The following is a 24,498-nucleotide window of genomic DNA, read 5'->3' on the forward strand; positions in this document are numbered from 1 at the left end:
CGACGCCATGCTTGCCGCACGATGGCGATCGGATAATCTCTGCCCTCGTGCAGCCCGTACGCAAGCGGGTTCTGCCCCCTCAAGGAGTGAGTTCAGCTGTCGACCGCGATTCTCACCGGTCCGCCCGTTCCCGGGTCTGTGCTCGGAGCCGACCTGACCGCGCTGGGATTCACCGTCACGGTGGCCGGCAGCACCACCGCGCTCGGCGCCGTCCTCGCGGACGTCGCACCCGGTGAACGCGTCGCCCTGATCGACCCGCGCTTCGCCGGACACCGGCACAGCCTGCGCCTGGCACTCACCGACCCGCGCTTCGCCGCCGCCGCCGTACCCGGCGCGCTCACCGTCACCGCGGCGGCCCGCGGCGCCCTCGCCGCCGCCGTCGAGCGTACAAGCGCCCAGGTGCCCGCCGGTACCGGCGCCGGCAGCACCGGCGAGGACCCGGACGTCCTCGTCGACACCCTCACCGAGCGGCTGACCGAGGCCGGCTGCGCCGTGCACCGCCCCGAACTGGGCCCGCTCACCGCCGCCGTGCCCCGCACCGACGAGGAACGCGCCACGGCCGCCGCCGCCATCGCCGCCACCGACGAGGAAGCGGTCCGGCTGCGCTCCGCCGTCAAGTCCCGCGACGGCTTCTTCACCACCCACCTGGTCAGCCCCTACTCGCGCTACCTGGCCCGCTGGTGCGCCCGGCGCGGCCTCACCCCCAACCAGGTCACCACCGCCTCCCTGTTCACCGCGCTCATCGCGGCCGGCTGCGCCGCCACCGGCACCCGCGCCGGCTTCGTCGCGGCCGGTGCGCTGCTGCTGTTCTCCTTCGTGCTCGACTGCACCGACGGCCAGCTCGCCCGCTACGCGCTCAAGTACTCCACCCTCGGCGCCTGGCTGGACGCCACCTTCGACCGCGCCAAGGAGTACGCCTACTACGCCGGCCTCGCCCTCGGCGCGGCCCGTGGCGGCGAGGACGTGTGGGCGCTGGCGCTGGGCGCCATGATCCTCCAGACCTGCCGCCACATCGTCGACTTCTCCTTCAACGAGGCCAACGCCGCCGCCCCCGGCACCGGTTCCGGCAACGCCTCCAGCCCCGCCGCCGCGCTCTCCGGCCGGCTGGACTCCATCGGCTGGACCGTGTGGGCCCGCCGCATGATCGTGCTGCCCATCGGCGAACGCTGGGCCCTGATCGCCGTGCTCACCGCGCTCACCACCCCCCGCGTCACCCTGATCGTCCTGCTGGCCGCCGGTGGCTTCGCCGCCTGCTACACCACCGCGGGACGCCTGCTGCGCTCCCGTCGCAAGGCCACCGGCGGCACCGGCGCCGCCCGCGCCCTGGCCGGGCTCACCGACAACGGCCCGCTCGCCGAGGCCGCCGCCCGCCTGCCCCTGCCCGGGGCCGGCGGCGCGCTGAGCGCCCCGCTGTGGGCCGGGCTCGGCACCGTCGCACTCATCGGCATACTCCTGCTGCCCGGCGTCGCCGGCGGCTGGGGCGCGCTCGGCGCCGCCGCCCTCTACGCCCTGTGCGCGGGCCGCGCCACCGCCGCCCCGCTGACCCGCCCGCTGGACTGGCTGCTGCCCCCGCTGTTCCGCGCGGGGGAGTACGGCGCGGTGCTGATCCTCGCCGCCCGCAGCGACAGCGCCGGCGCTCTGCCCGCCGCCTTCGGCCTGCTGGCCGCCGTCGCCTACCACCACTACGACACCGTCTACCGGCTGCGCGGCGGTGCCGGGGCACCCCCGCGCGCCCTGGTGCGCGCGGCCGGCGGCCACGAGGGCCGCACCCTGCTGGTGGTCGCGGCAGCCGCCGCGTTCACCGGCACCGACACCTTCACCCTCGCGCTGACGGTCCTCGCCGGGGCCCTCGCGCTGCTGGTGCTGGCGGAGAGCATCCGCTTCTGGATCTCCTCCGCCGCACCCGCCGTACACGATGAGACAGGAGAACCCGCATGATCGGCCTCGTGCTGGCCGCCGGCGCCGGAAGGCGTCTGCGCCCCTACACCGACACCCTGCCCAAGGCCCTGGTGCCGGTGGTCGCGCCCGACGCGGCGGACTCCAGAACCGTCCTCGACCTCACCCTCGCCAACTTCGCGGAGGTCGGCCTCACCGACGCCGCCATCGTCGTCGGCTACCGCAAGGAAGCCGTGTACGAGCGCAGGGCCGACCTGGAGCGGCGCTACGGCGTCAAGCTCACCCTGGTCGAGAACGACAAGGCCGAGGAGTGGAACAACGCCTACTCCTTGTGGTGCGCCCGCGACATCATCAGCGAGGGCGTGATCCTCGCCAACGGTGACACCGTGCACCCCGCCTCCGTCGAGAAGACCCTGCTCGCCTCCCGCGCCCCCGGCCGCCACATCATCCTGGCGCTGGACACGGTCAAGAAGCTCGCCGACGAGGAGATGAAGGTCATCACCGACGCCTCGGGCGCGGTGCGGCGCATCACCAAGCTCATGCCGCCGCAGGACGCCACCGGCGAGTACATCGGCGTCACCCTCATCGAGCCGGAGGCCGCCGCCGACCTCGCCGACGCCCTGCGCGTCACCTACGAGCGCGACCCGCAGCTGTACTACGAGGACGGCTACCAGGAGCTGGCCGACCGCGGCATCACCCTGTCCACCGCGCCGATCGGCGAGGTCAGCTGGGTCGAGATCGACAACCACGACGATCTCGCCCGCGGACGGGAGATCGCATGCCACTACTGACCCGCCTCATCCCCTCACCCGTCTCCGTCGACATCCGGGCCGGCGCCCTGGACAACCTCGCCGGTCTCCTCGCCGACCAGCGGATCTCCCCGTCCGGCCGGCTCGCCGTCGCCATCAGCTCCGGATCCGGCGCCGCCCTGCGCGCGCGCCTGGAGGCGGATCTGCCGGGCGCCGACTGGTACGAGGTGGCCGGGGGCACCCTGGACGCCGCCGTGGCGCTGGGCGACGCCATGAAGGCCGGACACTACGACGCCGTGGTCGGCCTCGGCGGCGGCAAGATCATCGACGCCGCCAAGTACGCCTCCGCGCGCGTCGGGCTGCCCATGGTCGCCGTGGCCACCAACCTCGCCCACGACGGCCTGTGCTCCCCGATCTCCACCCTCGACAACGACGCCGGGCGCGGCTCCTACGGGGTGCCCACCCCCATCGCCATCGTGGTGGACCTCGACGTCATCCGGGACGCCCCGGTGCGCTTCGTGCGCTCGGGCATCGGCGACGCCCTGTCCAACATCTCCGCCATCGCCGACTGGGAACTGGCCCACCGCGAGACCGGCGAGCAGATCGACGGACTGGCCGCCGCCATGGCACGGCAGGCCGGGCAGGCCGTCCTGCGCCACCCGGCCGGCTGCGGCGACGACGGCTTCCTCACCGTGCTCTCCGAGGGCCTGGTGCTCTCCGGCATCGCCATGTCCATCGCCGGGCACAGCCGCCCCTCCTCCGGCGCCTGCCACGAGATCTCGCACGCCCTGGACCTGCTCCACCCGCACCGCTCCGCGCCGCACGGCGAGCAGGTGGGCCTCGGGGCCGCCTTCGCCATGCACCTGCGCGGCGCCGTCGAGGAGGGAGCCCTGATCGCCGAGGTGCTGCGGCGGCACGGGCTGCCGGTCCTCCCCGACGAGATCGGCTTCAGCACCGAAGAATTCGTCCGGGCCGTGGAGTTCGCTCCGCAGACCCGGCCGGGCCGCTACACCATCCTCGAACACCTCGACCTGACCACCGACGAGATCCGGGACCGTTACGCCGACTATGTCAAAACCATCAGTAGCTGAACTCCGCCCGGTCGTGCACCCCGAAGGGGTCAAGGACCGGCGCAGCGGAGAGCACTGGGCCGGGCGCCTGTACATGCGGGAGATCTCGCTGCGCTGGACCCGGCACCTGGTCAACACCCGGATAACCCCCAACCAGCTGACGTACCTCATGGTCGTCGCCGGCGTCGCCGCCGGCGCCGTCCTGCTGGTGCCGGGCATCGCGGGGGCGCTGCTGGCCGCCCTGCTCATCCAGCTGTACCTGCTGCTGGACTGCGTGGACGGCGAGGTCGCCCGCTGGCGCGCCAAGACCTCCATCACCGGCGTCTACCTGGACCGGGTCGGCCACTACCTGGCCGAGGCCGCGCTGCTGGTCGGCTTCGGGGTACGGGCCGCCGACGTCTTCGGCGTCGAGGGCGACTCCGCCAACTGGCTGTGGGCCTTCATCGGCACCGTCGCCGCGCTGGGCGCCATCCTCATCAAGGCCGAGACGGACCTGGTGGACGTGGCCCGCGCCCGCAGCGGACTGCCCGCCGTCAAGGACGAGGCCGCCACCCCCCGCTCCTCCGGCCTGGCACTGGCCCGCAAGGCCGCCGCCGCGCTGAAGTTCCACCGGCTGGTGGGCGGCGTCGAGGCGTCGCTGCTGATCCTCGCCGTCGCCGTCGCCGACCTGATCCGCGGCGACCTGTTCTTCACCCGCCTCGGCGTGGCCGTGCTGGCCGCGATCGCGGTCGTCCAGACCCTGCTGCACCTGGTGTCCATCCTGGCCTCCAGCAGGCTGCGGTGAGCGCCGTGGGCACCGCGCAGCTCACCGTCGGGGCCGTGATCATCACCATGGGCACCCGGCCCGAGGAACTGCGCGCGCTGCTGGATTCGGTCGCCGCCCAGGACGGCGCCCCCGTCCAGACCGTGGTGGTCGGCAACGGCGCCCCCGTCACCGGGCTGCCCGAGGGCGTGCGCTGCGTGGAGCTCCCGGAGAACCTGGGCATCCCCGGCGGGCGCAACGTCGGCATCGAGGCCTTCGGCCCCGGCGGCGGCGACGTGGACATCCTGCTGTTCCTGGACGACGACGGGCGCCTGCCGGACGCCGGCACCGCCGAGACGGTACGCGAGGCGTTCGCCGCAGACCCGCGGCTGGGCATCGTGAGCTTCCGCATCGCCGACCCGGACACCGGCGTCACCCAGCGCCGCCACGTACCGCGGCTGCGCGCCTCCGACCCGCTGCGCTCCTCGCGGGTCACCACCTTCCTCGGCGGCGCCAACGCCGTGCGCACCCAGGTGTTCGCCGAGGTCGGCGGCCTGCCGGACGAATTCTTCTACGCGCACGAGGAGACCGACCTGGCCTGGCGCGCCCTGGACGCGGGCTGGCAGATCGACTACCGCGCGGACCTGGTGCTGCACCACCCCACCACCGCCCCGTCCCGGCACGCCCACTACCACCGCATGGTGGCCAGGAACCGGGTCTGGCTGGCCCGGCGGAATCTGCCGCTGCTCCTGATCCCGGTCTACCTGGGCGTCTGGATGCTGCTCACCCTGCTGCGCCGGCCCTCGTGGACGGCGCTCAAGGCGTGGTTCGGCGGATTCGCCGAGGGCTGGCGTACCCCCGCCGGGTCCCGGCGGCCGATGCGGTGGCGTACGGTATGGCGCCTGACCCGGCTGGGCCGACCTCCCGTCATCTGACAAGCTCGGGTCTGAGACCATCCAGGGGCCGGCTCACCCCCGGATCCCATACGGCTGTGCCCTGCGAGGACGAAAGTTTCAACGTTGAGTGAGACCACGCGCGCCAGCGCGCCCCCACGCGCCGTTCCGCTGGCAGAAGTGGCGGCCAGACACGGTCTGGCCGTCAGCGGCGCCAGGCCCTCCCTGCCCGCCTATGTGCGGCAACTGTGGGCCCGGCGGCATTTCATCACCGCCTTCTCCCGGGCCAAGCTCGCGGCCCAGTACAGCCAGGCGAAACTCGGGCAGCTGTGGCAGGTGGCGACGCCGCTGCTGAACGCCTTGGTGTACTTCCTGATCTTCGGCTTGATCCTGGGTGCCAAGGGGGGTATGGACAACAGCGACTATGTCCCGTTTCTGGTGGCGGGCGTCTTCGTCTTCGCTTTCACCCAGAATTCCGTCATGTCGGGAGTCAAGTCCATCTCGGGCAATCTTGGCATGGTGCGTGCGCTGCACTTCCCCCGGGCCTCTCTTCCGATCGCCTTCTCCCTCCAGCAGCTCCAGCAGCTCCTCTACTCGATGATCGTGCTCGCCGCCATCGCCATCGGTTTCGGGCACTACCCGACCTGGTACTGGCTGCTGGTGTTCCCGGCCCTGTTCGTCCAGTTCTTCTTCAACGCCGGCCTGGCCATGATCTTCGCCCGGCTCGGCAGCCACACCCCGGACATGGCCCAGCTGATGCCGTTCGTGCTGCGTACCTGGATGTACGCCTCGGGTGTCATGTTCCCGCTGCGCGCCATGATCGAGCGGAACGGGGACGTTCCCGTGTGGGTCGCGGACATCCTGGAGGCCAACCCCGCAGCGGTCTACATGGACCTCATCCGCTACGCCCTGATCGACAGCCCCCAGTACAGTGGCATTCCCGGCCTGACCTGGGCGTACGCCCTCGGCTGGGCCCTGCTGATCGGCATCGGCGGATTCGTGTACTTCTGGAAGGCGGAGGAGCGGTACGGCCGTGGCTGAGAACCCAACCCCCCTCCCGGCGGACGAGCTGGAGCGCGTTCCCACCGTCATCGCCGACGACGTGCACATCGTCTACCGCGTCTACGGCGGCGGGAACAAGGGCAACGCCACCGCCGCGCTGCGCCGCATCATCCGCCGTGAGCCCTCCTCTCGGGTCCGCGAGGTGCACGCCGTACGCGGGGTGACCTTCACCGCCTACCGCGGTGAGGCCATCGGGCTCATCGGCTCCAACGGCTCCGGCAAGTCCACCCTGCTGCGCGCCATCGCCGGGCTGCTGCCCACCGAGCGCGGCAAGGTCTACACCGACGGTCAGCCCTCCCTGCTCGGCGTCAACGCCGCCCTGATGAACGACCTGACCGGCGAGCGCAACGTGGTGCTCGGCGGGCTCGCCATGGGCATGACGCGCGAGCAGATCAAGGAGCGCTACCAGGGCATCGTCGACTTCTCGGGGATCAACGACAAGGGCGACTTCATCAGCCTGCCCATGCGGACCTACTCCTCGGGCATGGCGGCGCGGCTGCGCTTCTCCATCGCCGCCGCCAAGGACCACGACGTCCTGATGATCGACGAGGCGCTCGCCACCGGCGACAAGAAGTTCCAGCGCCGTTCCGAGGCCCGCATTCGCGAACTGCGCCAGGAGGCCGGCACCGTCTTCCTGGTCAGCCACAACAACAAGTCCATCCGGTCCACCTGCGACCGGGTGCTGTGGCTGGAGAAGGGCGAACTCGTCATGGACGGTCCCACCGAGCAGGTCATGAAGGCCTACGAGGAAGAGACCGGAAAGTAGCGTCCCGGCACGGCCCCGGACCGCGTGTCCGGGGCCGTGCCCGTGCGCGCCCCACGGTAGAAAGACGGATATGACGACGGCCAAGGCCACCGACGCGGCCACCCACGCGGTCCTCTCCAAGGCCGCGCACGAGAACTTCCCCGTGGCCCCCGCCTTCGTCCCCCGGGCCTGGCGCGAGGACCTGATGGCGGTCTACGGCTACGCCCGCCTCGTCGACGACATCGGCGACCGCGACCTCGCCCCCGGCGGCGCCGACGCCCGCGCCCTGGGCGTGGACCCCGGACAGGCCGACGAGCCGCTGCCCATGCTGGACGCCCTCGAAGCCGATCTGCACCGCGTCTTCGCCACCGCCCACGGCGGGCCACCGCCCCGCCACCCCCTGCTGCGCGCCCTCATCCCCACCGTGCGCCGCACCGGCCTCACCGAGAGGCCCTTCCTCGACCTCATCGAGGCCAACCGGATCGACCAGCGCGTCAGCCGCTACGCCGACCACGCGCAGCTGCTCGACTACTGCACCTACTCCGCGAACCCTGTGGGACGGCTGGTCCTGGGCATCACCGGCACCGCCACCCCCGAACGCGTCCGCCGCTCCGACGCCATCTGCACCGCACTCCAGCTCATCGAACACCTCCAGGACGTCGCCGAGGACCTCGCCCGCGACCGCATCTACCTCCCGCAGGAGGACATGCGGCGCTTCCACGTCACCGAGGCCGACCTCGCCGCCCCCACCGCCAGTGCCTCGGTACGCACCCTGGTCGCCTGTGCGACCGAACGGGCACGTAGGCTGCTCGATGAGGGCGCCCCCCTGGTGGGCAGCGTCCACGGGCGGCTGCGGCTGCTGCTCGCCGGATTCGTCGGCGGCGGCAGGGCGGCGGCCCAGGCCATCGCCGACGCCGGCTACGACGTCCTGGCATCCGCGCCGAAACCCACCAAGAGCGGCCTGCTGTACGCGGCGGGAACGACACTGCGACGAGGGACGTGAGGGTAGTAACCCGTGAAGACCGCGTGAGACACCGCCCGCCCCTGCCCTCAGCCGTACTGGCCTCCTACCACTACTGCGAGACCATCACCGGGCAGCAGGCGAGAAACTTCGCCTACGGCATCCGGCTGCTGCCCACCGCGCAGCGCCGTGCCCTGTCCGCCCTGTACGCGTTCGCCCGCCGCGTCGACGACATCGGCGACGGCACCCTGGACCCGGAGACCAAGCAGACCCGGCTGCTGGAGTGCCGCGACCTGCTGGAACGGGTCCGTTCCGGTACCGTCCCCGACGACGCCACCGACCCGGTCGCCCTCGCCCTCGCGCACGCCGCCCGGACCTTCCCCATCCCGCTCGGCGGCCTCGACGAACTCATCGACGGCGTCCTGATGGACGTCCGCGGCCACACCTACGAGAACTGGGACGACCTGCGGTTCTACTGCCGCTGCGTGGCCGGCGCCATCGGCCGGCTCTCGCTCGGCGTCTTCGGCACCGTCCCCGGCGTACGCGGCGCGGCCCGGGCCCCCGAGTACGCCGACACCCTGGGCCTGGCGCTCCAGCTCACCAACATCCTGCGCGACGTGCGCGAGGACGCCGGCAACGGCCGCGTCTACCTGCCCGCCGAGGACCTGCGCAAGTTCTCCTGCCCCGAGACGGCCCAGGACCTGCGCCGGTACCCGCCGCAGCACGGCGCCGACTTCACCAATCTGGTCCGCTTCCAGATCGAGCGCGCCAGGGAACTGTTCGCCGAGGGATTCAAGCTGCTGCCCATGCTCGACCGCCGCTCCGGCGCCTGTGTCGCCGCCATGGCCGGCATCTACCACCGCCTGCTGGACCGCATCGCCGAGGACCCCGCCGCCGTCCTGCGCGGCCGGGTCGCCCTGCCCGCACCGGAGAAGGCCCTGGTCGCGGTGCGCGGACTGACCGGCATGGACGCCCGCCGCATCGCCCGGCAGGCCCACCCGTGACCAGCGCCCTGGTCATCGGCGGCGGCCTGGCCGGCACCACCGCCGCGCTCGCGCTCGCCGACCGCGGAATGACCGTCACCCTCACCGAGGCCCGCCCCCGGCTCGGCGGACTCGCCTTCTCCTTCACCCGTGACAGCCCCGCCGGAGCGCTGACCGTCGACAACGGACAGCACGTCTACCTGCGCTGCTGCACCGCCTACCAGGGATTCCTGCGCCGCGTCGGCGGCGCCGCGCTCGCTCCGGTGCAACGCCGCATGGACGTCCCGGTCCTGCACGCCGGCACCCGCCGGCTCGGCCGGCTGCGCCGCACCGCCGCCCCCGTACCCCTGCACCTGGCCGGCGGCCTCGCCCGCTACCCGCACCTCGGCCTCGCCGAACGCGCCTCGGTGGGCCGCGCCGCCCTCGCCCTGCGCCGCCTGGACCCCGCCGACCCCGCCCTGGACGGCGAGAACTTCGGCGACTGGCTGCACCGGCACGGCCAGAACGCGGCCACCGTCGCGGCGCTGTGGGACCTCGTCGGCGTCGCCACCCTCAACGCCCGCGCGCACGACGTCTCCCTCGCGCTGGCCGCCAAGGTCTTCCGCACCGGGCTGCTCACCACGCCCGGCGCCGCCGACATCGGCCTCCCGGAGGTACCGCTGGGCCGGCTGCACGACACCCTGGCCGCCGCCGCCCTGGACCGTGCCGGGGTACGCACCCTGCTCGCCGCCAAGGCCCGCACCCTGCACCGCGACGAGGAGAGCGGCGGCTGGCGCGCCGGGCTGACCGGCCGCGACGACGCCCCGCACACCCTGACCGCCGACGTCGTCGTCCTCGCCGTGCCACAGCGCGAGGCCCATGGCCTGCTGCCGCCCGGCGCCCTGCACGACCCCGACCGGCTGCTCGCCCTCACCGACGCCCCCATCCTCAACGTCCACGTGGTCTACGACCGGCAGGTCATGGGCGTCCCCTTCCTCGCCGCGCTCGACAGCCCCGTGCAGTGGGTCTTCGACCGCACCGCCCCCTCCGGGCTCACCTCGGGGCAGTACCTCGCGCTCTCCCAGTCCGCGGCCGGCGAGGAGATCGACCTGCCCGCCAAGGTGCTGCGCAAGCGGTACCTCCCCGAACTGGAGCGGCTGCTGCCGCGTGCCGCCCACGCCGGAGTACGCGACTTCTTCGTCACCCGCGAACGCACCGCCACCTTCGCCCCGGCCCCCGGCACCGCCCGGCTGCGCCCGCCCGCCGTCACCGGCGCCCGCGGGCTGTTCCTGGCCGGCGCCTGGACCGCCACCGGCTGGCCCGCCACCATGGAGGGTGCGGTGCGCAGCGGACTGGCCGCCGCCCGCGCCGCGGTGGCGTGACCCGCTCATGGCAAGGGGGACCGGCCCCCGGCCGGCCCCAGGTACGCTCGAAGCCGGATGCCCGGCGAGCGAGGCTGCACCGGGGGGTATCCGCCGGCCGCCGGCCGGAGCCACTGCGGAACGCTCCGCGAGGGTCCATCACGAGGAGGGCCTGGCACCCGCTCACCGCCACATCCGCGATATCCGCAGTACTGGAGAACAGAACCCCATGAGTCAGACCGCGGTCAACGCCCTGCTGGAACGCGGGCGCACCCTCACCACCCCCGCGCTGCGCGCCGCCGTCGACCGGCTGGCCCCGCCCATGAACACGGTGGCCGCGTACCACTTCGGCTGGATCGACGCGCACGGCCAGGAGTCCGCGAGCGACGGCGGCAAGGCGGTCCGCCCCGCACTGGCCCTGCTGTCCGCGGAGGCCGCCGGGGCCGCCCCGGAGACCGGCGTGCCGGGCGCCGTCGCCGTCGAGCTGGTGCACAACTTCTCCCTGCTGCACGACGATCTGATGGACGGCGACGAGCAGCGCCGGCACCGCGACACCGTCTGGAAGGTGCACGGACCCGCCCAGGCCATCCTGGTCGGCGACGCGCTGTTCGCCATCTCCCACGAGGTGCTGCTGGAAGCCGGGGGAGAGGGCTCCGCGCGCGCCGCCCGCCGGCTGGCCGTCGCCTCCCGCAAGCTCATCGACGGGCAGGCCCAGGACATCTCCTTCGAGCACCGGGAGTTCGTCTCGGTCGCCGAATGCCTGGAGATGGAGGGCAACAAGACCGGCGCCCTGCTCGCCTGCGCCGCCTCCATCGGCGCGGTGCTCGGTGGCGCGGACGACACCACCGCCGACGCGCTGGAGCGGTACGGCCACCATCTGGGCCTCGCCTTCCAGGCCGTGGACGACCTGCTGGGCATCTGGGGCGACCCGGCCGCCACCGGCAAGCAGACCTGGAGCGACCTGCGGCAGCGCAAGAAGTCGCTGCCGGTCGCCGCGGCCGTCGCCGCCGACGGTGCCGCGGCCCGGCAGCTGACCGCGCTGCTGACCGCAGACGCCAAGAAGAGCGAGGAGGAGTTCGCGGACTTCGACGAGGCGGAGTTCGCCGCCCGCGCCGCGCTCATCGAAGAGGCCGGCGGCCGGCAGTGGACGGCGGACGAGGCCCGCCGCCAGCACGACACCGCGCTGCGCGCCCTGGACGGACTCGGGATGCCGGACACCGTGCGCGAACAGCTCGTGGACCTGGCCGACTTCATCGTCATCCGCGAGAAGTAGCGGCCCGGCGGCGGATGGAAGGCGAGCTGTTCGGCCGCCCGCCGGCCGAGGTCGCGCCGGGAGCCGTGCATCTGCCCGGCTGGCTGACCCCCGGCGAGCAGCGCGCCCTGCTGGCCGACTGCCGCCGCTGGGCGCGGCCCCCGGCCGGACTGCGGACCGTACGGATGCCGCGCGGCGGGGAGATGTCGGTACGCCAGCTGAGCCTGGGGTGGCACTGGTATCCCTACGGCTACGCCCGCACCGTGGTCGACGGTGACGGTGCACCGGTGAAGCCGTTCCCGGCCGCGCTCGGCCGGCTGGCGGAGCGGGCGGTGGCCGAGGCCGCACTGCCGGCGGCCGGGGCCCCGTACGACATCGCCCTCATCAACTTCTACGACGCGCAGGCCCGGATGGGCATGCACCGCGACAGCGACGAACGCTCGGCCGCGCCCGTGGTCTCGCTGAGCCTGGGCGACAGCTGCGTCTTCCGCTTCGGAACCCCGCAGAGCAGGGGCCGGCCCTGGGCCGACACGGAGCTGCGCAGCGGTGACGCGTTCGTCTTCGGCGCCGCGTCCCGCCTGGCGTACCACGGTGTCCCGCGCACCCACCCGGGCACGGCCCCGCCAGCGCTCGGCCTGACCGGGCGTCTCAACATCACCTTGCGCGTCTCGGGACTGACGGACTGACGCGCCGGAGGGCCGGCGGTGGGCGGCCTTCGGCCGGCGCACGCCGGTCCGCGCGCCCCCTTCCACCCCGCCCGTTTCCCCCGCCCAGGCCCGGCCACCCGATCGTGGTGCGCGCGGGGGAAGCGCCCCTTCACCCCCAGGGGGTCAATCCCGCGCCCCGCGTATTCACTCATTGGGAGCTGGCGAGGGGTGGCGATTGCTCAAACCAGGGGCGGCCAGCGGTCAGTTGACGCATAGCGTGGGCACCGGCACACAGAGCCACTCGTTCGCGGTGGCCATCCTCCGCCCACGAGAATCCGAAGGACCCCGATGCCCGAACCCAGCAGCCAACGGGCGCTCACCGGAAGCGGCCTCGCCGCTCCCGCCGCCCCGCCACGGCCCCACCCCGCACGGGGCCGACTGCTGCGCCTGGCCGTGCTGCCCGCCGCGCTGGTGGCCGCCTTCGGCGCCGCCGCCGTGCTCGCCGTCCAGCGCCTCGCCCACCCCGCTCCGTTACTGGTGGCCGCCGTCCTGTGCGCCGGCGCCGTCATCGCCGGGGCCGCCGCGACCGCGGTGGGCGAGGCGAAGATCCAGGCCACCCGGCACGCCGCCCTGGGGCGCCGGCTGGCCCGGCACCGCGCCGAACTCACCGCCCTGCCCACCCGCCCCGCCCGGCGCCGGGACACCGCCGCCACCGGCGCCGGTCCGGGCGCCGAGCCGCGCACCGACAGCCTGGCCGCCCTCGGCCACGAGATCGACGCCCACCGGCACGCCGCCGAGGCCGCCATCGCCCACGCGCTCACCCTCACCCCCGGCGCCACCCCCGGCACCGACGAGAAGATCGCGGTCTTCGTCAATCTCGCCCGCCGGATGCAGAACTTCGTCCACCGCCAGCTGGAACACCTCGACGAGCTGGAACACGAGGTCGAGGACCCGGACCTGCTCAAGGGCCTCTTCCACATCGACCACCTCGCCACCCGCATCCGCCGGCACGCCGAGAACCTCGCCGTTCTGGGCGGCGCCGTCTCCCGCCGCCAGTGGACCCGCCCGGTGGCCCTCACCGAGGTGCTGCGCTCGTGCATCGCCGAGGTCGAGCAGTACACCCGGGTCAAGCTGGTGCCCCCGATCGAGGGCACCGTCCGCGGCCACGCCGTCGCCGACGTCATCCACCTGCTCGCCGAACTCGTGGAGAACGCCACCCTCTACTCCGCCCCGCAGACCCGCGTCCTGCTGCGCGTCCAGCGGGTCACCGCCGGCCTGGCCATCGAGGTCGAGGACCGCGGCCTGGGCATGACCGACGCCGAACAGAGCCGGATGAACGCCGTGCTGGCCGGCGCCGAGCCCTTCGACGTCGCCGAACTCCTGGAGGACGGCCGGGTCGGTCTGTTCGTCGTGTCCACCCTCGCCCGCCGCCACGACATCGTCGTCCAGCTCCAGAGCAACATCTACGGCGGCGTCCAGGCCGTCCTGGTCCTCCCCGACGACCTGCTGGGCGACGAGTCCGAGGGCCAGTTCGTACCGGGACCGCCGCGCCACCGCGGCACCCCCGCCGAGCCCGTGATCACCACCACCGTGACCACCCGCGCCGCACCGAACGTCTGCACCGCGCCCCCCGCCCGCCCCCAACTGCCGCGCCGCAGACGCCAGCAGCACCTGGTACCCCAGCTGCGCGACATCACCCCGCCCGCGCCGGGGCTCGCCGCCTCGCTCGCCGCCGAACGCGACCACGACCACGACCCCGGCCGCGCCCGCCGGCACGACCCCGAGCAGGACCCCGACCCGGACCCCGGCCTGATGGCCGCCTTCCGGCGCGGCACCAGCCTCGCCGAGAACCCCGACGAGCACGAGTGACCCGCGAGGAGAACGACACGACCATGGTGAGCGAAGCGCCCCTGGGCCCGGCGGAGACCGATCTGTCCTGGCTGCTGAGCGGCCTCGTCGAGCGGGTGCCGCACGCGCGCAGCGCCGTACTGCTGTCCATCGACGGGCTGGTGACCGCCGCCCACGGCCTGGAATCGTCCGGCGCCGACCATCTGGCCGCCCTCGCCGCCGGTCTGTACGGGCTCGCCCGCAGCGCCGGAACCCGCTTCGGCGATCCCGGCGAGGTACGCCAGGTCGTCGTGGAGATCGAACACACGCTGCTGTTCGTCTCCAGCGCGGGCTCCGGCGCCTGCCTGGCCGTCATCGCCGCCCGGGAGGCCGATCCGGCCGTGCTCGGCTACGAGATGGCCATGCTGGTCAAGAGCGTACGTCCGGCCCTGGGCACCGCGCCCCGGCAGCCGGCGGGACAGTGACCCGATGCCAGAACCCCGACCGGAGCCCTGGCTCGACGACGACGCGGGCGCCCTGGTGCGCCCCTTCACCGCCACCGGTGGCCGCACCAGGCCCGCCGCGGAGCTGGATCTGATGACGCTGGTACGGGCCACCGGCGCCGATGTGCGCGGCCCGGCGGTGCCCGAGCACGACCAGATGCTGGCGCTGTGCCGCCGCCCCGTCTCGGTCGCCGAACTCGCCGCACACGTCCGGCTGCCCGTCACCCTCACCAAGGTGCTGCTGTCCGACCTGCTGGAACGCGGCGCGGTCACCACCCGGGCCCCCGAACTGGCGCCCCACCAACCCCTGGACAAAGACCTGTTGGAGGCGGTCCTGCATGGACTCCGCAAACGGCTGTGACCCCTTCCCCACGGCGGTGAAGATCCTCATCGCGGGCGGATTCGGAGTCGGCAAGACCACCTTCGTGGGTGCCGTCAGCGAGATCGAGCCGCTCAGCACCGAGGAGATCCTCACCGAGGTGAGCGCCGCCACCGACAATCTGGAGGGCGTCGAGCGCAAGACCTCCACCACCGTCGCCATGGACTTCGGCCGGATCACCCTGGACAACCACCATGTGCTGTACCTGTTCGGCACCCCGGGGCAGGAGCGGTTCTGGTTCATGTGGAACGAGCTGTGCCACGGCGCGCTGGGCGCCGTGGTGCTGGCCGACACCCGGCGCCTGGAGGAGAGCTTCCCCGCGGTGGACTTCTTCGAGCGGCGCGGCGTCGGCTTCGTCGTCGCCGTCAACGAGTTCGACGGCGCGCACCGGTACGCCGTCCCCGAGATCCGCGCCGCCATGGACCTCAATCCGCAGGTGCCCATCGTGCTGTGCGACGCCCGGCAGTCCGCCTCCGGCACCCAGGTCCTGGTCACCCTCATCCAGCATCTGATCGACGCGCGCGGCCCCCGGCCGGCCGACGACGCACGGCCGCAGCCCTCCGGCGTACGCCCCTGACCCGGCGCACCGCCCGCCGGCTCCCGACCCGGGGCCGGCGGGCGGTGCGAGCCCCGGCCCGGGAGGGGGCGGTGTCAGGTCGTGGCTGCCGAACGCCGGGCTTCCCGTCTTTCTACGGCATGCCGGCGAAGCGCCGTTGTTAGCGTTCGCTCCCCGGCGCCCGGACAGTGGCGCCGGCCACCGGAAGGGGGACAGGTGACATGAGCGGAACACGGGAACCGGGGGCGGATCACCCGGAATCCGGGACCGGGCCGGCGCCGGGAAACGGGGGCACCTACCGGATCGGCATCACCGGCGACGCGGCCGGACCCGTCATCGCCGGCCACCACAACCTGATCGTCGACGCTCAGCACGGTTCGACCGTCACCGTGCAGATGCCGCGTCAGCGGCCCGCCCCGGTACGGCGCGAGAACGTCCGGCTGCTGCCCCGTCAGCAGCGCGAACCGGTCGGCCGCACCGCCGAACTGGCCGCACTCGTCCGCGCGGTGGGGGAGGGAGGCCCCGTACAGCTCTGGGGCGCGCCGGGCAGCGGCAAGAGCACCCTGCTGCGGCACGCCGCCCGCCTCGTCGACCCCGGCCCCGACGGCGTGCTCTTCCTAGGCCGCACCCACCACGATCCGCGCGATCTGGCCCAGGAGATCTTCGAGGCGTTCTACGACGCGCCGGGTCACGCGCCGACCCCCACGGAACTGCGGCTGCTGATGACGGGCGTACGCGGCACCGTCTACCTCGACAACGTCACGCTCCGCGCGGACGGGCTCGCCCAGCTGATGGACGCCGCCCCCGACCTGACGTTCGTGCTCGCGGGCCGGGAGCGGATCCTGTGGGACGAGGGAACCGCCGTGGAGGTGAAGGGCCTGAGCCGGGACGGCGCCGCCGACCTCCTCGCCCGGGCCACCGGACATCCCCTGCCGGCCGGGGAACGGGGCGGGGCCGACCGCCTGTGGCTGGCCACCGAAGGGCTGCCGCTGCCGCTGTTGTGGGCGGCGGGGCTCGCCGGGACCGACCCGGACGGTGGCCTACGTCTGCCGTTGCCCGCCGAGATCACCGCACTGCTGCCCGCGCTGCTCGACCGGCTCGACGGGACCGGCCTGAGCATCCTGCGGGTGCTGGCCACCCTCGACGACTGCGAGATTCCCACCGTGCACCTCGGCGGGCTGATCGCGGCGGCCGATCCGGGCGCGGCGGCCGAACGGCTCGTCGATCTCGGCCTGGTGCAGGAGAGCGCGGACGGCTACCGCCTGGCGTCCGGCGTCCTGGGCGCGGTGCGGGGCCGTTTCCCCGGACCGTTCCCCGCCGACCGGCTCAGCGACCACTTCGCCTCCTGGGTCGCCCACCCCTCCACCACCGCACAGCAGATCGCCGAGCACGGGGCGCTGCTCGAACACCTCGTCGCGCTCGCGGAGCGCGCCGGACGGCCCGACCTCGCCATCGGGCTCGCCCGCGCCACCGCTGCGGCCCTCGCCACCTCGCTGCGCTTCGGTGCCTGGGGCAGGCTGCTGGGCCGTGGCTGGGCGGCGGCCCGGCACTCGGGAGACCGGCGGGCCGAGGCCCATTTCCTTCGCGAGGAGGCGGTACGCACCCTGCTGCTGGGCAAGCGGGTCCTCTCGGCGGCGCTGGTGGCCGAGGCGGCCTGGCTGGTGCGGGAGGTGCCGGGATCGGACGCGGCGCAGCCGCTGATGCCGGACCCGCCGCCCGCTCCCGCCCCCGGGGCGGAGGCACCCGAGGGCCTGATCCCGCAGCAGCCGGCGCCGTCGGATCCGCCGGCGGGCGGCCCGGGCGGACCGACCGGCCCGGAGGTACCGGGCGAGCCGCTGCCGGACTTCGACGTGGCGGCGCACATGGCGGAGGCGGTCGGCGGCCTCCCGGCCGACGGGGCCGGGACCGGCTTTCCGGACGCCGGCCCCTCCTGGGGCCAGGCTCCCGGCGATCCCTGGCCCACCCCCGTCCCGGACGGGTCCGGGGCGCAGGCGCCCGCCTCCACCGAAGCGGGCTGGGGCGGCACACCCTCCGGCGGGGCGGCGGGGCCCGCCTCCGCCCAGAGCGCGACGGCGGCCGGGGGTGGCCCCGTCGGCGCGGCCACGGTGGGGGCCGGGGTCTCCGGGGCGGCACTGCTGGGGGTGTTCGCGGGCGTTGTGCTGGTGGTGGCGGGCGCCGTCGCCATCGGTACCGGCGTCCTCGGCGGCGACGAGCCGGCGGCCGAATCATCCGGGGGCGGCGGGGCGGCAGCCGAGTCGTCCGGGGGTGGGGAAGCGGCGGCCGGATCGTCCGGGGGTGGCGGGGCGGCGGCCGAACCGTCCGGCGGCGGCCTGGTCGGCACCTGGCTCGACCCGATCGGGCAGGAGGTGGAGATCATCTCGAACGGCTCCGGTTCCTACACCTTGGTGAACCCGAACCACCTGTGCGGTCTCACGGAGGTCGCCCTCACCGGCCACGACCACGAGATCTCCGGCCCCATGGCCCTGTTCGACCCCAGGGACTGCGCCCCTCTCGGGGACGGCACGCTCACCGTGACCACCGACGGCACCGGCAACACCGCCATGTACACGTACGAACCCGGGCCCGGCATGGATCCGTGCGAGATCGGGTGCGTGATCCCCTACACCCGGCCGGAATCCTGACACAGGCCGTGGGTCACCTCACCCCCGCCCGGCCGCGCCGTCGGCCGCGACCCGTGCGGTACGGACGACCCCGCCCTACAGCACGGCGCCGCCCGCCGGACCTTCCCCCGGTCCGGCGGGCGGCGCCCGTACGTGGAGCCTGCCGCTCCTACTCCTCGGCGCCGCCGAAGCGCTCCCGGTAGCCCGCCAGATCATCCTCGGTGATCTTGGCGAACAGCACCGGGGGCACCGTGAACGCGGTACCCGCCGTGATCGTGTCCAGCGCGGTGGCCTGCTCCGGCGTCACCCAGCTCCCGGCGTCCGCGACGCCGAACACCGAGCGCAGCACGGCGGCCGAGGCCGGGATGACCGGCTCGGAGACCACCGCGTACAGCTGGATCAGGTTCATCGCGGTGCGCAGCGTCAGCGCCGCCGCCTCCGGGTCGCTCTTGATCTCCAGCCAGGGGGCCTTCTCCTCCAGGTAGGAGTTGCCCGCGCTCCACAGGGCGCGCAGCGCGAAGGTCGCCTTGCGGAACTGGAGCGCCTCCAGGTGCTCCTCGTACTCGGCCAGCAGCCGGGCCACCTCCGCGCCCAGGCGGGCCTCGGCCTCCCCGGCCGCGTGCCCGGCCGGCACCTCGTCACCGAACCGCTTGCGCGAGAACGTCAGCACGCGGTTGACGAAGTTGCCCAGGGTGTCCGCCAGGTCCTTGTTGACGATCGCGGAGAAGTGCTCCCAGGAGAACGAGGCGTCGTCCGACTCGGGGGCGCTCGCCATCAGGAAGTACCGCCAGTAGTCGGCGGGCAGCAGCTCCAGCGCGTCGTCGATGAAGATGCCGCGGTTCTGCGAGGTGGAGAACTTCCCGCCGTAGTACGTCAGCCAGTTGAACGCCTTGACGTAGTCGACCTTCTTCCACGGCTCCCGGGTGCCCAGCTCGGTGGCCGGGAACATCACCGTGTGGAAGGGCACGTTGTCCTTGGCCATGAACTCGGTGTACCGCACCGAGCCGGCCTCGTCCGCGCCGGTACCCGTACCGAACCACCACGAGCGCCAGTCGCGGCTCTCGCCGTCCCCGGCCGCGTCCGCCCACTCCTTGGTGGCACCGATGTACCCGATCGGCGCGTCGAACCAGACGTAGAAGACCTTGCCCTCGGCGGCCAGCTCCGGCCACACGTCGGCCGGCACCGGGACCCCCCACTCCAGGTCGCGGGTGATCGCCCGGTCGTGCAGCCCCTCGGTCAGCCACTTGCGGGCGATGGAGGAGGCCAGCACCGGCCACTCCTTGCCCGCCTCGTCGACGAACGCCTCGACCTCGCCCTCCAGCTTCGACTGGAGCAGGAACAGATGCGTGGTCTCACGGATCTCCAGCTCGGTGCTGCCGGAGACCGCCGAGCGCGGGTTGAGCAGATCGGTGGGGTCCAGCACCCGGGTGCAGTTCTCGCACTGGTCGCCGCGCGCCGCCTCGTAACCGCAGAACGGGCAGGTGCCCACGATGTAGCGGTCGGGCAGGAACCGCTCGTCCGCCAGCGAGTACACCTGGCGGGTGGAACGCTCCTCGATGAAGCCGTTGGCCTTCAGCTGCCGCGCGAAGTGCTGGGTGATCTCGATGTTCTGCGCCGAGGAGGTGCGGCCGAAGTAGTCGAAGGACAGACCGAAACCGTCGTACACCGCCTTCTGCGCGTCGTGCTGGCGGGCGCAGAACTCGGCCACCGGCAGCCCCGCCGTCTTGGCGGCCAGCTCGGCCGGGGTGCCGTGCTCGTCGGTGGCGCAGATGTACAGCACCTCGTGGCCGCGCTGCCGCAGATAACGGGAGTACACATCCGCCGGGAGCATCGAGCCGACCATGTTCCCCAGGTGCTTGATCCCGTTGATGTACGGCAGCGCACTGGTGATGAGGTGTCGGGTCATCCTCGGATGCTCCAATGGTGAGAGGTGGATCGGTCACGGGACGTGACGAGATTCAGCGGGTCGACTGCCGTCAATCCTACCGACGGCCGGACTGCCCTCCGCACCGGATTTCCGGCACCATGACCGCCATGGAACCCGCCCGTCCGCAGACCGTACTCGGCATGCTCAGCGGCACCTCGCACGACGCCGTGGACGTGGCCGCCGCCCGGCTGCGCTTCCTGGACCCGCACACCATCGCCCTGCGCCCGCTGGGACTGCACAGCGAGCCGTTCCCCGGCCCGCTGCGCGCCCAGATCGCCGCCGTGCTGCCGCCCGCCCGCACCGACCTGGCCCAGGTGTGCCGCCTCGACACCGCACTGGGCCAGTTCTTCGGCGCGGTGGCCGCCCGCGCCGACACGGAGCTGACCGGCGGCACCGCGGACCTGGTGGCCTCGCACGGCCAGACCGTCTACCACTGGGTGGAGGACGGCCGGGCCCTGGGCACCCTGCAACTGGGCGCCGCCGCCTGGATCGCCCGCGCCACCTCCCTGCCCGTACTCTCCGACCTGCGCACCGCCGACCTCACCCTGGGGGGCCAGGGTGCCCCGCTGGTGTCCCTGCTGGACGACCTGTGGCTGCTCGGCGACGGCACCCGGCGCGGCGCGCTCAACCTCGGCGGGATCGCCAACATCACCGTGCCGGGCCCGGCCGGCGCGCCGCGGCAGGTGATCGCGTACGACCTGGGGCCGGCCAACGCCCTCATCGACGCGGTGGTCACCGCCGACAGCGGGGGAGCGGAGCGGATGGACACCGGCGGCGCACGGGCCGCCCGCGGCCGGGTCCACCCCGGGCTGCTGGAACGGCTGCTGGCTGAGCCCTACTACCGGCTGCCGCCCCCCAAATCCACCGGCAAGGAACTCTTCCACCCCGGCTACCCGGCCTCCGTACTGCGACCCGGCGACCCGGCGGGCGACGATCTGGTGGCCACCCTCACCGAGCTGACCGCCCGCCTGGTGGGCACGGCCTGCCGCACCCACCGGCTCACCGAACTGGTGGTGTCCGGCGGGGGCGCCCGCAACCCCGTGCTGATGGACCGCATCCGCGCGTCCGCCGCCCCCGCGGTGCTCAGCACCAGCGACGACCACGGGCTGCCCGCCCAGGCCAAGGAGGCGTACCTGTTCGCCCTGCTCGGCTTCCTCGGCGCCCACGGCCTGCCCGGCACCCGGCCCTCCGCCACCGGAGCGAGCGCCCCGGCCGTCCTGGGCTCCTGGACCCCGGGCAAGCGGCCCCTGCGGCTGCCCGCACCGCACCGCGGCACACCGCACCGCCTGGTCATCGAACGCGGGGACTGAGGCCCCGCCACGACCCCCGGCGGGCCGGCGGGCCCCTCAGACCGCCTCGGGCAGCCGCTCCGGCGGGCCGGGGCGCGCGTAGTACCAGCCCTGCGCCGAATCACAGCCCAGGTCCCGCAACTGCCGCGCCTGCGCCTGCGTCTCCACACCCTCCACCGTCACCGACAGCTGAAGGGTGTGCGCCAGCGAGACGATCGACTCCACGATCTTCAGATCCACCGGATCGGCCGGCTGATGCTGGAGCCCCTGCGTGAAGGACCGGTCCAGCTTCAGCGTGCTGGCCGGCAGGTAGCGCAGATTGGCGAGGTTGGAGTACCCGGTGCCGAAGTCGTCCAGCGCGATGCCGACCCCCAGCTCCGCCAGCTGCCGCAGCGGCTTCAGCTCCTGGTCGTCCGCCGAGACCATCGCGGACTCGGTCACCTCAAGACACAGCGAGCTGGGCGGCAGCCCCGCCTCCTCCAGCACCGCCACCGTGTCCTCGACCAGCTCCGGATGGTGCAGTTGGCGCGGCGACAGATTCACGTTCACCCGCAGCGGGCGCGCCCCGCCGATGCCGCGCACCTGCCACTCGCAGGCCTGCCGCACCGCCTCCTGGAGCACCCACCGGCCCAGCGGCACGATCAGCCCGGTGTGCTCGGCCAGCGGGATGAACCGGTCGGGCCCGAGCACCCCGTGCCGGGGATGGCTCCAGCGCACCAGCGCCTCCGCCCCCTCCAACGAGCCGTCGCTCATGGTGATCAGCGGCTGGTACTCGATGAAGAACTCGCTGCCCTTGAGCGCGGCCGGCAGATGGTGGGTCAGATGGTGCCTGCTGATCGCCCGCGCGTCCCGATCGGGGTCGGCCAGCGCGTACCGGTTGCCGCCCTGCGCCTTCGCCCGGTACATCGTGATGTCCGCGCTGCGCAGCATCTCCGACGAGCTCAGCTCGCCGGTGGCGCCCTCCACCACGCCGATGCTCGCCCGTACCAGCAGCTCCCGGCCGGCCACCTCCACCGGCGCCGACAGCGCGGCCAGCGCCCGCTCGGCCACCTCGGTGACGGCGGCCGGCGACGGCGGATCGATGACCAGCGCCACGAACTCGTCGCCGCCGATACGCGCCAGCAGCCGGCCCGGACCGCTGATCCGGCTCTGCAGCCGCTCGGCCACCGCGATCAGGAGCTGATCGCCCACCGCGTGCCCCAGGCTGTCGTTGACCGCCTTGAAACCGTCCAGGTCCAGGTAGCACAGGCCGATCCGGGCGGCGGACGAGCCCGGCGACAGCGCCTGCTCCAGCCGCTCGAAGAACAGTGCCCGGTTGGGCAGGTCGGTCAGCGCGTCGTGCGTGGCCTGGTACCGCAGCCGCAGCTGGAACAGCCGGCGCTCGGTGACGTCCTCCAGCATCGCCAGCATGTACTGCGGCCGGCCCTCGGAGTCGCGCAGCAGGGAGACCGTCAGATTGGTCCACAGCACGGTGCCGTCCGAGCGGTGGTACGGCTTCTCCGCCTGGAAGTGCTCGCGCTCCCCGCGCATCAGCTCACCCTGCATCCGCCACACCTCGGGGGCGTCCTCGGGATGGCCCAGCTCCAGGACGTTACGGCTGCGCACGTGGTACTCGGAGCCGCCGAACATCCGGGTCAGGGCGCTGTTGACGTTGAGGATGTTCCCGTCCATGTCGGCGATGCCGATGCCCAGACCCGCCTCGGAGAACACCGTGCGGAAGCGCGTCTCGCTCTCGTGCAGCGCCGCCCCGATCTCCCGCTGGGCGGTGATCGCGGCCTGCGACAGCGCTTCCTGCTCGCGCCGGGTACGGGCCTGCAGCGCCCGGGAGAAGCCGGCCGCCATGGCGTGCTGGAGCCGGGTGCAGCGGATACGGGCCTCATCCGCAGGCAGGTCCGCGACATCCGCGCAGTACAGCAGCAGATAGGCGTCCAGCACCCCCAGGATCCGGGGCAGCGAGTCCGGGTCCGTGCAGTGCGCGGCGACCAGTGCCTCGCCGACCTCGCGCCCGCGGGCCGGGTCGAAGGGCCGGGCGCGCAGCGCCTCGGCCAGGGTGCCGGCCAGCCCCAGCAGCAGCTCCTCGAACTCGGGGCGGGTGAGGGAGGTGGCCGTGGCCGGATAGACGGCGCGGCACCAGATGCGCGCGAAGCGGCGCAGGCCGTCGGCGGGCGGTTCCGGCTCGTGCGGGGTGCCGGGCGGACCGGCCTGCGGAGTTCTCACGCGGCGCGCCCCACCCCGGCCAGGCCGGTGTAGACCACCGGATCGTCCTCGTCGACCGGCTCTTCCGGGTGCCAGTCGGGCAGCGCGACCAGGCCCGGCGCCAGCAGGTCGAAGCCGTCGAAGAACGGCAGTATGGCCTCGCGCGAGCGCAGCGTCAGGGAGGCGCCGCCGCGCCGGTAGACCTCGGCGATCCGGGCGCCCTGCTCGGCGGTACGCGGCCCGGTGTCGGTGGAGGCGTGGCTGAGCACCAGCAGGCTCCCGGGGGCCAGGGCCCGGCGCAGCCGGGCCACGGCCGCCACTGGCTCGTCGCCGTCGTCGACGAAGTGCAGCAGCGCCACCAGCAGCACGGCCACCGGGCGGTCGAAGTCGATCAGTTCGCGTACCGGCTCGCTGCGCAGGATGGCGGCCGGGTCGCGGAAGTCGCCGGCGACCACGCCCGTGCCGTCCTGGCCCTCCAGCACGGCGCGGCTGTGGGCGACGGCGACCGGGTCGTTGTCGACATAGACCACCGTGGCCCGTTCATCCGCCGCGCGGGCGACCTCGTGGACGGCGCCGAAGGTGGGGATCCCCGAGCCGATGTCGAGGAACTGGGTCACGCCCGCGGACAGGGCGTACCGCACGGCGCGCCGCATAAAGGCGCGATTGGTCTGCATGATTTTGGGGAGTCCGGGAAACGCCTCGATCGCCGCGCGGGCGGCGATCCGGTCCGCCTCGAAGTTGTGCGAACCACCGAGATAGAAGTCATACATGCGGGAAACACTCGGCACGGACAGATCGATGCCCTGCGGCGCCCAGGCGGGTCGTTCCATCGACGTCTCCAATGTCTCCCGCATATGCCG

General features: G+C 73.5%; 21 protein-coding genes. 18 read left to right on the top strand and 3 right to left on the bottom strand.

Annotated features, from left to right (window positions below; translation table 11 throughout):
* Nucleotides 1-96 precede the first annotated feature (96 nt).
* From ACTFAP_RS26330 to ACTFAP_RS26410, 17 genes are all read left to right on the top strand, one after another.
* The gene (locus ACTFAP_RS26330; RefSeq protein WP_500469573.1) at nucleotides 97-1,938 is read left to right on the top strand and encodes a DUF5941 domain-containing protein; all 1,842 of its coding nucleotides are present in this window, start codon (nucleotides 97-99) and stop codon (nucleotides 1,936-1,938) included.
* Nucleotides 1,935-2,687, top strand: a complete 753-nt coding sequence (locus ACTFAP_RS26335) for a phosphocholine cytidylyltransferase family protein (RefSeq protein ID WP_400008691.1) — start codon at nucleotides 1,935-1,937, stop codon at nucleotides 2,685-2,687. Before ACTFAP_RS26330 ends, ACTFAP_RS26335 begins: the two co-directional genes overlap by 4 nt.
* Nucleotides 2,675-3,736, top strand: a complete 1,062-nt coding sequence (locus tag ACTFAP_RS26340; protein ID WP_390120580.1) for an iron-containing alcohol dehydrogenase family protein — start codon at nucleotides 2,675-2,677, stop codon at nucleotides 3,734-3,736. Before ACTFAP_RS26335 ends, ACTFAP_RS26340 begins: the two co-directional genes overlap by 13 nt.
* On the top strand, nucleotides 3,714-4,499 hold the full coding sequence (locus tag ACTFAP_RS26345; protein ID WP_390120583.1) for a CDP-alcohol phosphatidyltransferase family protein: 786 nt from the start codon (nucleotides 3,714-3,716) through the stop codon (nucleotides 4,497-4,499). Before ACTFAP_RS26340 ends, ACTFAP_RS26345 begins: the two co-directional genes overlap by 23 nt.
* Before the next feature lie 47 nt (nucleotides 4,500-4,546).
* Entirely contained in the window at nucleotides 4,547-5,392 is an 846-nt protein-coding gene (locus ACTFAP_RS26350; RefSeq protein ID WP_500469575.1) for a glycosyltransferase family 2 protein, read from the top strand.
* Between the two features lie 84 nt (nucleotides 5,393-5,476).
* On the top strand, nucleotides 5,477-6,391 hold the full coding sequence (locus ACTFAP_RS26355; protein ID WP_495682634.1) for an ABC transporter permease: 915 nt from the start codon (nucleotides 5,477-5,479) through the stop codon (nucleotides 6,389-6,391).
* The gene (locus tag ACTFAP_RS26360) at nucleotides 6,384-7,178 is read left to right on the top strand and encodes an ABC transporter ATP-binding protein (RefSeq protein ID WP_400008693.1); all 795 of its coding nucleotides are present in this window, start codon (nucleotides 6,384-6,386) and stop codon (nucleotides 7,176-7,178) included. Before ACTFAP_RS26355 ends, ACTFAP_RS26360 begins: the two co-directional genes overlap by 8 nt.
* Nucleotides 7,179-7,248: 70 nt before the next feature.
* Nucleotides 7,249-8,160: a squalene synthase HpnC gene (gene hpnC, locus ACTFAP_RS26365; protein ID WP_400008695.1), complete on the top strand. Its 912-nt coding sequence runs from the start codon at nucleotides 7,249-7,251 to the stop codon at nucleotides 8,158-8,160.
* A gap of 23 nt (nucleotides 8,161-8,183) precedes the next feature.
* Nucleotides 8,184-9,122 carry a presqualene diphosphate synthase HpnD gene (hpnD, locus tag ACTFAP_RS26370; RefSeq protein ID WP_400008696.1) on the top strand — a complete coding sequence of 313 codons (939 nt, stop codon included), beginning with the start codon at nucleotides 8,184-8,186 and terminating at the stop codon, nucleotides 9,120-9,122.
* Nucleotides 9,119-10,462, top strand: a complete 1,344-nt coding sequence (gene hpnE / locus ACTFAP_RS26375; protein WP_500467607.1) for a hydroxysqualene dehydroxylase HpnE — start codon at nucleotides 9,119-9,121, stop codon at nucleotides 10,460-10,462. The genes hpnD and hpnE overlap by 4 nt, the downstream gene beginning before the upstream one ends.
* A gap of 208 nt (nucleotides 10,463-10,670) precedes the next feature.
* Nucleotides 10,671-11,714, top strand: coding sequence for a polyprenyl synthetase family protein (locus ACTFAP_RS26380; protein ID WP_500467608.1), 1,044 nt, complete (start codon nucleotides 10,671-10,673; stop codon nucleotides 11,712-11,714).
* A 14-nt stretch (nucleotides 11,715-11,728) separates the two neighbouring features.
* Nucleotides 11,729-12,379, top strand: coding sequence for an alpha-ketoglutarate-dependent dioxygenase AlkB family protein (locus ACTFAP_RS26385; RefSeq protein ID WP_500467609.1), 651 nt, complete (start codon nucleotides 11,729-11,731; stop codon nucleotides 12,377-12,379).
* 309 nt (nucleotides 12,380-12,688) lie between these two features.
* The gene (locus ACTFAP_RS26390) at nucleotides 12,689-14,209 is read left to right on the top strand and encodes a sensor histidine kinase (RefSeq protein ID WP_500467610.1); all 1,521 of its coding nucleotides are present in this window, start codon (nucleotides 12,689-12,691) and stop codon (nucleotides 14,207-14,209) included.
* A 23-nt stretch (nucleotides 14,210-14,232) separates the two neighbouring features.
* Nucleotides 14,233-14,652 (top strand): roadblock/LC7 domain-containing protein, encoded by a 420-nt coding sequence (locus tag ACTFAP_RS26395; protein WP_390121324.1) that lies wholly within the window; start codon nucleotides 14,233-14,235, stop codon nucleotides 14,650-14,652.
* Between the two features lie 4 nt (nucleotides 14,653-14,656).
* Nucleotides 14,657-15,031, top strand: coding sequence for a DUF742 domain-containing protein (locus ACTFAP_RS26400; protein WP_390120608.1), 375 nt, complete (start codon nucleotides 14,657-14,659; stop codon nucleotides 15,029-15,031).
* Nucleotides 15,009-15,626: a GTP-binding protein gene (locus ACTFAP_RS26405; protein ID WP_030731569.1), complete on the top strand. Its 618-nt coding sequence runs from the start codon at nucleotides 15,009-15,011 to the stop codon at nucleotides 15,624-15,626. Before ACTFAP_RS26400 ends, ACTFAP_RS26405 begins: the two co-directional genes overlap by 23 nt.
* 200 nt (nucleotides 15,627-15,826) lie before the next feature.
* Nucleotides 15,827-18,247 carry an ATP-binding protein gene (locus ACTFAP_RS26410; protein WP_500467611.1) on the top strand — a complete coding sequence of 807 codons (2,421 nt, stop codon included), beginning with the start codon at nucleotides 15,827-15,829 and terminating at the stop codon, nucleotides 18,245-18,247.
* Nucleotides 18,248-18,395: 148 nt separating this feature from the next.
* Here ACTFAP_RS26410 and metG read toward each other — a convergent pair whose 3' ends face one another.
* Nucleotides 18,396-20,132 (bottom strand): methionine--tRNA ligase, encoded by a 1,737-nt coding sequence (metG, locus tag ACTFAP_RS26415; RefSeq protein WP_390120614.1) that lies wholly within the window; start codon nucleotides 20,130-20,132, stop codon nucleotides 18,396-18,398.
* Between the two features lie 119 nt (nucleotides 20,133-20,251).
* On the opposite strand from metG, the gene ACTFAP_RS26420 reads away from it, so the two are divergent.
* Nucleotides 20,252-21,463, top strand: a complete 1,212-nt coding sequence (locus tag ACTFAP_RS26420; RefSeq protein ID WP_500467612.1) for an anhydro-N-acetylmuramic acid kinase — start codon at nucleotides 20,252-20,254, stop codon at nucleotides 21,461-21,463.
* 36 nt (nucleotides 21,464-21,499) lie between these two features.
* Here ACTFAP_RS26420 and ACTFAP_RS26425 read toward each other — a convergent pair whose 3' ends face one another.
* Together ACTFAP_RS26425 and ACTFAP_RS26430 are read right to left on the bottom strand one after the other, a co-directional pair.
* On the bottom strand, nucleotides 21,500-23,659 hold the full coding sequence (locus tag ACTFAP_RS26425) for an EAL domain-containing protein (protein WP_495682641.1): 2,160 nt from the start codon (nucleotides 23,657-23,659) through the stop codon (nucleotides 21,500-21,502).
* Complete coding sequence (locus ACTFAP_RS26430) at nucleotides 23,656-24,468, bottom strand: SAM-dependent methyltransferase (protein ID WP_390120623.1); 813 nt, start codon at nucleotides 24,466-24,468, stop codon at nucleotides 23,656-23,658. Before ACTFAP_RS26430 ends, ACTFAP_RS26425 begins: the two co-directional genes overlap by 4 nt.
* Between the last annotated feature and the right edge of the window lie 30 nt (nucleotides 24,469-24,498).

The organism is Streptomyces sp. PH9007 (genome assembly GCF_059813725.1).

Bases quoted from the DNA above. Each gene is read 5' to 3' on its own strand.
- ACTFAP_RS26335 (WP_400008691.1), top strand. From the start codon at position 1,935: ATGATCGGCCTCGTGCTGGCCGCCGGCGCCGGAAGGCGTCTGCGCCCC.
- ACTFAP_RS26340 (WP_390120580.1), top strand. From the start codon at position 2,675: ATGCCACTACTGACCCGCCTCATCCCCTCACCCGTCTCCGTCGACATC.
- ACTFAP_RS26345 (WP_390120583.1), top strand. From the start codon at position 3,714: ATGTCAAAACCATCAGTAGCTGAACTCCGCCCGGTCGTGCACCCCGAA.
- ACTFAP_RS26350 (WP_500469575.1), top strand. From the start codon at position 4,547: ATGGGCACCCGGCCCGAGGAACTGCGCGCGCTGCTGGATTCGGTCGCC.
- hpnC (WP_400008695.1), top strand. From the start codon at position 7,249: ATGACGACGGCCAAGGCCACCGACGCGGCCACCCACGCGGTCCTCTCC.
- ACTFAP_RS26380 (WP_500467608.1), top strand. From the start codon at position 10,671: ATGAGTCAGACCGCGGTCAACGCCCTGCTGGAACGCGGGCGCACCCTC.
- ACTFAP_RS26385 (WP_500467609.1), top strand. From the start codon at position 11,729: ATGGAAGGCGAGCTGTTCGGCCGCCCGCCGGCCGAGGTCGCGCCGGGA.
- ACTFAP_RS26390 (WP_500467610.1), top strand. From the start codon at position 12,689: ATGCCCGAACCCAGCAGCCAACGGGCGCTCACCGGAAGCGGCCTCGCC.
- ACTFAP_RS26395 (WP_390121324.1), top strand. From the start codon at position 14,233: ATGGTGAGCGAAGCGCCCCTGGGCCCGGCGGAGACCGATCTGTCCTGG.
- ACTFAP_RS26400 (WP_390120608.1), top strand. From the start codon at position 14,657: ATGCCAGAACCCCGACCGGAGCCCTGGCTCGACGACGACGCGGGCGCC.
- ACTFAP_RS26405 (WP_030731569.1), top strand. From the start codon at position 15,009: ATGGACTCCGCAAACGGCTGTGACCCCTTCCCCACGGCGGTGAAGATC.
- ACTFAP_RS26410 (WP_500467611.1), top strand. From the start codon at position 15,827: ATGAGCGGAACACGGGAACCGGGGGCGGATCACCCGGAATCCGGGACC.
- metG (WP_390120614.1), bottom strand. From the start codon at position 20,132: ATGACCCGACACCTCATCACCAGTGCGCTGCCGTACATCAACGGGATC.
- ACTFAP_RS26420 (WP_500467612.1), top strand. From the start codon at position 20,252: ATGACCGCCATGGAACCCGCCCGTCCGCAGACCGTACTCGGCATGCTC.
- ACTFAP_RS26430 (WP_390120623.1), bottom strand. From the start codon at position 24,468: ATGGAACGACCCGCCTGGGCGCCGCAGGGCATCGATCTGTCCGTGCCG.